The sequence below is a fragment of the Bifidobacterium subtile genome, assembly GCF_000741775.1.
Lineage (GTDB): Bacteria > Actinomycetota > Actinomycetes > Actinomycetales > Bifidobacteriaceae > Bifidobacterium > Bifidobacterium subtile.
The window spans coordinates 1-6,748 of sequence record NZ_JGZR01000015.1; the positions used below are offsets into that span (position 1 = coordinate 1).

At 71.1% G+C, this 6,748-nt stretch carries 5 protein-coding genes; all 5 read left to right on the forward strand.

Features of this window, described 5'->3' with window-relative positions:
• The first annotated feature begins 153 nt into the window (after positions 1-153).
• The 5 genes from BISU_RS09760 to BISU_RS11735 all read left to right on the forward strand — a co-directional run bounded on the left by BISU_RS09760 (position 154) and on the right by BISU_RS11735 (position 6,613).
• Positions 154-1,617, forward strand: a complete 1,464-nt coding sequence (locus BISU_RS09760; RefSeq protein WP_024463944.1) for an SCO6880 family protein — start codon at positions 154-156, stop codon at positions 1,615-1,617.
• Entirely contained in the window at positions 1,614-3,194 is a 1,581-nt protein-coding gene (locus tag BISU_RS12635; protein WP_024463943.1) for a hypothetical protein, read from the forward strand. The genes BISU_RS09760 and BISU_RS12635 overlap by 4 nt, the downstream gene beginning before the upstream one ends.
• Before the next feature lie 11 nt (positions 3,195-3,205).
• The gene (locus BISU_RS12230) at positions 3,206-5,116 is read left to right on the forward strand and encodes a type IV secretory system conjugative DNA transfer family protein (RefSeq protein WP_024463942.1); all 1,911 of its coding nucleotides are present in this window, start codon (positions 3,206-3,208) and stop codon (positions 5,114-5,116) included.
• Positions 5,117-5,402: 286 nt separating this feature from the next.
• Positions 5,403-5,954, forward strand: coding sequence for a hypothetical protein (locus BISU_RS09780; RefSeq protein WP_034533085.1), 552 nt, complete (start codon positions 5,403-5,405; stop codon positions 5,952-5,954).
• Positions 5,951-6,613, forward strand: coding sequence for a hypothetical protein (locus BISU_RS11735; RefSeq protein ID WP_051922015.1), 663 nt, complete (start codon positions 5,951-5,953; stop codon positions 6,611-6,613). Before BISU_RS09780 ends, BISU_RS11735 begins: the two co-directional genes overlap by 4 nt.
• Positions 6,614-6,748 lie beyond the last annotated feature (135 nt).

Below are 6,748 nucleotides of genomic sequence, written 5' to 3' on the forward strand. Positions count from 1 at the left end.
CCTCGGGCCCCGGACGCGAGGGGCAGGAGAGCGGCGGCACGCCGCATGTCACGGTGCATGTCGAATCGGGCGGCGCGCGCGGCGCGAACGCGCACGTCGACCAGTAGCGGCAGCACGCACACCCACGCCCACGCGTGAGAAAGGAGAGGGATCTTGGCAACGGAGACCTCATCGGACAACCTCTATTCCACATCGTTCGCCAGGGTGCCGCGCCAGAAGGCGCTGGCGTTCTGGTCCACGCACCAGGTCGCGATAGCGTTCGCGCTGATCGCCCTGTTCAGCCTCAACCTGCTCGCCGGGCGTTCGCCGCTCAGCCCGTTTACGCTGGCCCTGTGCCTGGTCATGGCGGCGGACCTGCTCGTGATCCGCGGGCTGAGCATATGGCAGATCATCGGCACCAGGCTGGGCTTCGCGCTGCTGAGCGCGACGGGCCGGGCGAGGTCCACGGTCAGCCCTCTGACCGTGGGCGCGACGGTCGGCCTGCTGGACATCCCCGGCAACGACGGGAGCGTGGACCTGTACCGGATCGTGAACACCGCGTACGAGGGCGCGTGCTACGTGTGGGACGCGGCCAAGGGCGAGGCGACCGCGTGCGTCCGGGTGCGAGGCCTGGACGCGCAGCTCGCCTCGTTCTCCCGCCTCTCGTCCCTCTCCGCCCAGTTCAGCGCGGCCGTGGCCACGCTCAAGGACAAGGGCGACGTGACCCGGGTCGTGATCCAGTCGCGCGCCCTGCATGCGCCGGTCCGGCCCAGCGGGGACGGCCCGGCCGATTCCGGCTCGCTGGCCGACAGGGACATCCGCTACGTCGAGGAGAGCGTGCTGTCCATGCCCTTCGAGCACGACCACGTGGTCACGATCACCGTGGACCCCTCGAAGGCGCAGGGCGAGAGCGCGGCGCGCAGCACGCCGGCCGACGTGAGCCGGCTCCTGTCCGCCAGGGTCGAGGAGCTCATGGGCAGCCTGTCCGGCACGGGCGTGGACGAGGCGGCCGCATGGAAGTGGCTGAACATGCAGCAATTGCGCGGGCTGATGAAGACGCTGATCGACCCCACGGCCACGACCCTGCTCGACGCGAAGGGCCGGCTGCCCGACGACATCCCGCTGGCCCTGTTCTGGCACGCGCACGCGACCTGGATGGAGGTCGGCCCCCTGTTCGCCCGCACCCGGTGGATCGACCGGTGGCCCGACGGGAAGAACCCGGTGTTCCCCAGCTGGCTGTCCAACGTCACCTCGGCCACGATGACGCCCATGGTCCTCACGCAGGTGTTCCGCGCGCGCGACGAGCACACGGCGAAGAAGCAGGTCACCGGCCAGCTGCACGAGACTGAGACGATGAGCGGCATCAACCGGAGGCTGGGCCGTTCGGACGACAAGCGGACCGTGGCCGAGGCGGCCCGCCTGGACGAGCATCTGGCCGACATCGCCAACGACGGCGGCGACATCGAGTTCCAGGGGTTCGTGACCATATTCGCCGACAGCCGCGAGCGGCTCGACGCCGCCTGCTCGCGATTCGACGGCAGGACCTCCAAATGGATCCACATGGACGCGATGCGCGACCAGCAGCTCGCCCGGTTCAACGGCGTGTGGCCGCTGGGCCTGGAAGGCAGGGAGTCATGAGGGAGCGCGAGGAGCAGGGCGCGTCGGGCGTGCTGGGCTTCGCGCCGGTCCTGCCGCAGCTGACACTGCGCCAGCTCGCGAAGGTCGACGCGGACGGCGTGCCGGCCAGCCAGGGCATGGCCGCCGCCACGCCCCGCTTCCAGCGCCGGCGGGCCGAGCGCGAGGCGAGAAGGCGGCTGCGCGACTGGTACCGGAGCCTGGCTGGGAAGAGCGAGAAGGCGGCCGAGCCGGACGCGGCCGGGGACGCGCTGCCCCGCACGCATGGCGCGGGCCGGCGGCTGGGACTGGCGCACTACGCGCCGGCCATCCCCTGGCACAGCGCGTCGGTGCAGCAGGCGGGCGTGCTCGACCCGTTCGTCGTGTCCGGATACACGCCGTTCGACGGGCCGGTGATCGGCGAGAGCTCGCTGAGCGGCGCCGTATGGCGCTACGACGCGTGGCAGCCCTACCAGACGCACGCGGCCACCTCGGTCAACGGCTGGGTCATCGGCCTGATGGGCTCGGGCAAGAGCATGTTTTTGAAGATGTTCGCCACCAGGGAGACCGCAGCCCCGTGGAACAGGCGCGTGATCATCGAGGGCGACCCGAAGGGCGAGTGGGCGCGCGTCGCCCGCTCGGTCGGCGGCCAGGTCGTCTCCGTGGGCGCCGGCTCCTATCTCAACGTCCTGGACCCGGGCCGACGGCCCGTCGCCCGCTCGGAGCGGGACTGGCGCGGCGACGTGCTCGGCATCCAGACGCAGGCGATCCGCAGCATCGCCGCCGCGATGCGCCAGGACGGCATCGCCGGCATCGACGAGCAGGAGAGCGGGATCGTGGACGCGGCCCTGAACCACTACCTGGACCAGGGCCGGACGCCGACCATCGCCGGCCTGGTGGACCTGCTCGTATCCCAGTGGCCCGAGCAGACGCCCGTGAAGGGCGTGGGCCAGACCGACCGGCGCTCGGCGGCCGACCGGCTCATCCTCCTGCTCAACCCGCTGGTCGAGGGCGCGATGGCCGGCGCGTTCGAACGCGAGTCGACCGTGGACGTCGACCCGGCCAGCCCCATGCTCGTGTTCGACACCGGCAGCGCCTCGGACGGCAACGAGCAGAAGAAGACCCTGTACATGGCGGCCATGAGCGCCACCGTGGAGCGGCTGTGCGCGCAGCGCGACGGCCTGTTCCGCATCGTGATCGCCGAGGAGGGCCACGAGCTGCTGTCCAACCCGGAGCTGGTGCGCGCCTGGGACCGCAGGATCAGGCTGTCGGGCGAGCTCGGGGTGAGCAACTGGTTCCTGATGCACGAGCTGGGCGACCTGAGCAGCTTCGGCGAGGAGGGCAGCGAGCACCGCAACACGATGATGGGGATACTGACCAAGTCGGAGGCGCAGGTCGTCTACGCGCAGTCCTCCTCGTCATTGGAGCAGATGACCAGGCTGCTGCCCGACCTGACATTGCGCGAGATCAACACGATCCGGGCGCTGCCCGACTTCTGCGCGCTATGGCGCGTGGGGCCCAGGGTGCGCGACGTGGTCAGGCCCTACGTGGGCCCGGAGGCCTACGACGTGTTCCAGACCGACAAGAACAGGCAAGGATAGGGAGAGGGAATATGAACGGCGGATACGACAGGCACCACACGGACATCGACGAGGCGCGCGGGTTCACCGACTGGTGGGAGGGCTTCCAGCGCACCCGCGCGGGCGACTTCCTGCGCGAGCACACGCCCCTGGTGCGCGCTCTGGCGTCCCGGGAGAGGGGGCGGCGCGCGATGGCGCTGCTCGTGCTGGCCCCGTTCCTCCTGTGCGTCCTGCTGGCCGCGCTCTTCCGGCAGTCGTGGATCCTCGTCCTCGGCGTCGCGCTGCTGGCCGCGCTGGGCGCGGCCGGCGCGCTCGTGTGGTCCTGGTATTCGGGCAGCCCGCAGCAGGCGGCCGACCGGTTCCTGACCGACGAGCATCTGCTGACCCGGCGCGAGGGCATGCAGCAGCTCTCCGACCGGGCGCTGAGCCATGCGGCCGACCATGCGATGCCCGGCACGCGCGCCATGCTCGACTCGGGCGACGCCAGGCGCAGGCCGATCAGCCCGAGCCTGGCCGGCGTGCTCCTGGGAGACTGCCATCGCGCGCACGTATGGCTCTCGATGGAGCGGCCCGCGTACGTGCTCAGCCCCGCGAGGGGCGGCAAGACCAACGCCCTGGTCATCCCCCTGATCGTGGAGGCTCCCGGCGCCGTGGTGGCCACCAGCTCGAGGAAGGACATCCTGGACGCGACGTTCGACCTGCGCACGGGCGGCTACGCGACGCCATCCCGGCGCGACTTCGACGGCTCGAGCCCGCATTCGGACGGCGAGCGGGCCTACGTGTTCGACCCCATGGGCATCGTGGGCTCCGTCCGCAGGTATTCGGACGCGCGCATCCGCTGGGACCCGGTGCCTGCCTGCCGGGACACCAGGAAGGCGCGCACTCTGGCCAGCGCGCTGGTGAGCAGCGCGAACTTCAGCGGCGAGGACGCGACCTGGGCGCGCATCGGCGTGGACATCACCCAGGCGCTCCTGCTGGCCGCCGCGCTGGACGGCAAGGGGCTGGACGACGTGTTCCTGTGGTCCCAGGACACGCAGGGCATCAGCCGTGCGCGCGCGATCCTGGAGCGCCACGAGCAGGAATGCCCCGAGGCGCGCGCCTGGGCATTGCCATTGGCCCGCCTGTCCGAGGACGACCGGCGCACCGCGTCGAACAAGCTGCTGACGATGTCCAGCGCGTTCAGCGCCCTAAGCCTGCCGCAGGTGCGCGCCTGGTTCAGGCCGGACCCGCTGGCCCGCCGCTTCGACATGCGCGCCTTCCTGAGGAGCAGACAGACGGTGTACCTGCTCGCCGAGCTGCGCAGCGTGAACGGGCAGGCCGACGCGAGCACGGCCGTGTTCAACTGCATGTTTTTGGATGACGTGCGCGACACCGCGCGCGAAATGGCCGCCGAGGCCGAGCACGGCAAGCTCGAGCCGTCCGTGAGCCTGATCCTGGACGAGTGCGCCAACATCAGCCCCTGGCCCGCCCTGCCGCAGGTGTTCACGGCCGGCTCGGGCGACGGGATCTTCGCGTGCGCCGTGTTCCAGTCCCGCCCGCAGGCCCAGGACGTCTACAGGAAGGCGGAGGCGCAGATGTGGGAGTCGGGGCAGAAGGTCGTGCTCGGCGGCCTGTCCGACAGCCAGACGCTGCGCGACATCAGCGCCCTGGTCGGCAAGCGCGAGGTCAAGAGCGTCAACCATTCCTACCGGGGCGGCTTCTGGCTCGGCGGCCGGCTGCGCGACGGGCTGGGCACGAACGAGCAGACGCAGCGCGTGGCGACGCTGGACGAGCAGGCGCTGCGCGAGATACCGCAGTGGTGCGCGCTCCTGATGAGTGCGGCCACGCCCGCCGCGGCCGTGAAGCTGATCCCCTGGTGGCAGCGCGGCTGGCAGGGCGAGGCGGACGAGGCGGACGGGACGGCGCAGGCATGGAGCGACGCCCCGCAGATGACGGTAAGGTGAGAGCCATGAACAACGGGAAGAACTCAGGAATCAGGGGCCGGCTGCGCGCGCTGCAGGACCGCCATCCGGCCTCGCGGGACTGCTGTACACGCTGGCGGCGCTGCTGCTGCTCGGCCTGCTGCTCGCCTCCGGCATCATCCCCGGCCTGTACGGCGGCCAGCCGGCGCCCTCGCCCTCGCCGGCGAGAGCGTCCTCCGGCGCGACGGCGCAGGCGCCGGCGAGCCACAACCCGGCGCTGGACGGGGGCGACTGGCGCAACGCGTCGGCCATCAAGGCCAGGGACCTTATGCAGAAGATGAGCGACGAGCTGGACACAACCCTGCCGATCGACGGCAAGCCGCTGCTGCGCGACTACCTGGCCCCGGTCGAGCGGATCGACCCGCACGGCGACTACGCGGACGCCGAGAACGATCTGACCGACCTCGCCAAGCGGATCATCGCCCGGCCCGCGTCCGACCAGCAGGGCGTGAGCCGGGAGTGCGACCAGCTCGACGCCGCCTGGCAGACGTGGCAGGCCGAGGCGTGGAACTGGGCCAACAAGCTGCTCAACGAGCAGGTCATCGCCAAGAACGTGTCGGAGCGCGCCGCCCGCGAGTTCATCAGGAACCACCCGCAGTGGCCCTACTCCTGCCGGGTATGGGCCTCGCACGAGACCGAAGGGTCATTGGGCAAGCCCATGGCCCGCCAGGACTTCTTCTACATGGCCAACCGCATCAAGACCGCCGACAGCGAGCTGAACCAGTGCATCGGCGACATGACGCCCGACCAGTCCGGCCAGATGCCCCAGGACCAGGTCTCGAACGACGGCCCCCTGCCCGACATCAGCGTCAAGCCATGAGCGGATACGCGGGAGCGTTCTGGGATCTGCCGGCCGCCGACCATGATATCGGCGAGCAGCTGGGCATGGCTCCCTACGCCTTCCACGCGCGCGCCAGGCAGCCGGCCACGGCCGGCGCGGACGCCGACTTCGCGGAGATGCTGTGCCAGATCGACCACCGCATGGACCGCGCGCTGCCGGAATGCTGGATCCTGCACCCCTACCTGTTCGCCCTGCTCGACGCGCTGCGCTGCCAGTACGCGGCCTGCTACCTGCCGTTCATGACCAGGAACGGCCCGCACCATCCCCTCCCCTCGGCCGAGCAGACGCGCTTCTGGCAGGACGAGGACCGCGCGCTGTCCATGATCCGCGAATACTGCAAGTCGCAGGGCGTGGGCGACGGCGAGCACGAATGCGGCATCGGGCACGACGAGCCGGGAACGCTGAGCGCCGCGACGAGGCGGCGCCGCGCATTCTCGGCCGAGCACGGCATCGAGCCGGCCGGCATGTACCCTTGGGGGGCGAGCCTGGAGGCGTCCAGCGACGGCCGCCCCATCGAAGCCGATCACATGCCGCCCATCTCCATGCCCTTGCCCGGCGAGGACATGGAGGACGATTCCGGCGATCTCGGCCGGGATGCGGACGGCGGATTCGTCGACCCGCTCTCGGGGGCCATGTAGCCGGCCATCAGCTCCGGGGCCCGCCGCCGCAGCGCGCGCTCCGCGCTCCTGGCGTCGGCCGCGTCCATCGCCCCGACGCGTCCGCTCGGCGCCGACCCGCCGCGCCACCGACTCGTACAGGGGACGGGGCCCGCC

What these genes read in the sequence shown, in the direction of transcription:
- BISU_RS12635 (WP_024463943.1), top strand. Translation starts at nt 1,614, where the DNA reads ATGAGGGAGCGCGAGGAGCAGGGCGCGTCGGGCGTGCTGGGCTTCGCG.
- BISU_RS12230 (WP_024463942.1), top strand. Translation starts at nt 3,206, where the DNA reads ATGAACGGCGGATACGACAGGCACCACACGGACATCGACGAGGCGCGC.
- BISU_RS09780 (WP_034533085.1), top strand. Translation starts at nt 5,403, where the DNA reads ATGCAGAAGATGAGCGACGAGCTGGACACAACCCTGCCGATCGACGGC.
- BISU_RS11735 (WP_051922015.1), top strand. Translation starts at nt 5,951, where the DNA reads ATGAGCGGATACGCGGGAGCGTTCTGGGATCTGCCGGCCGCCGACCAT.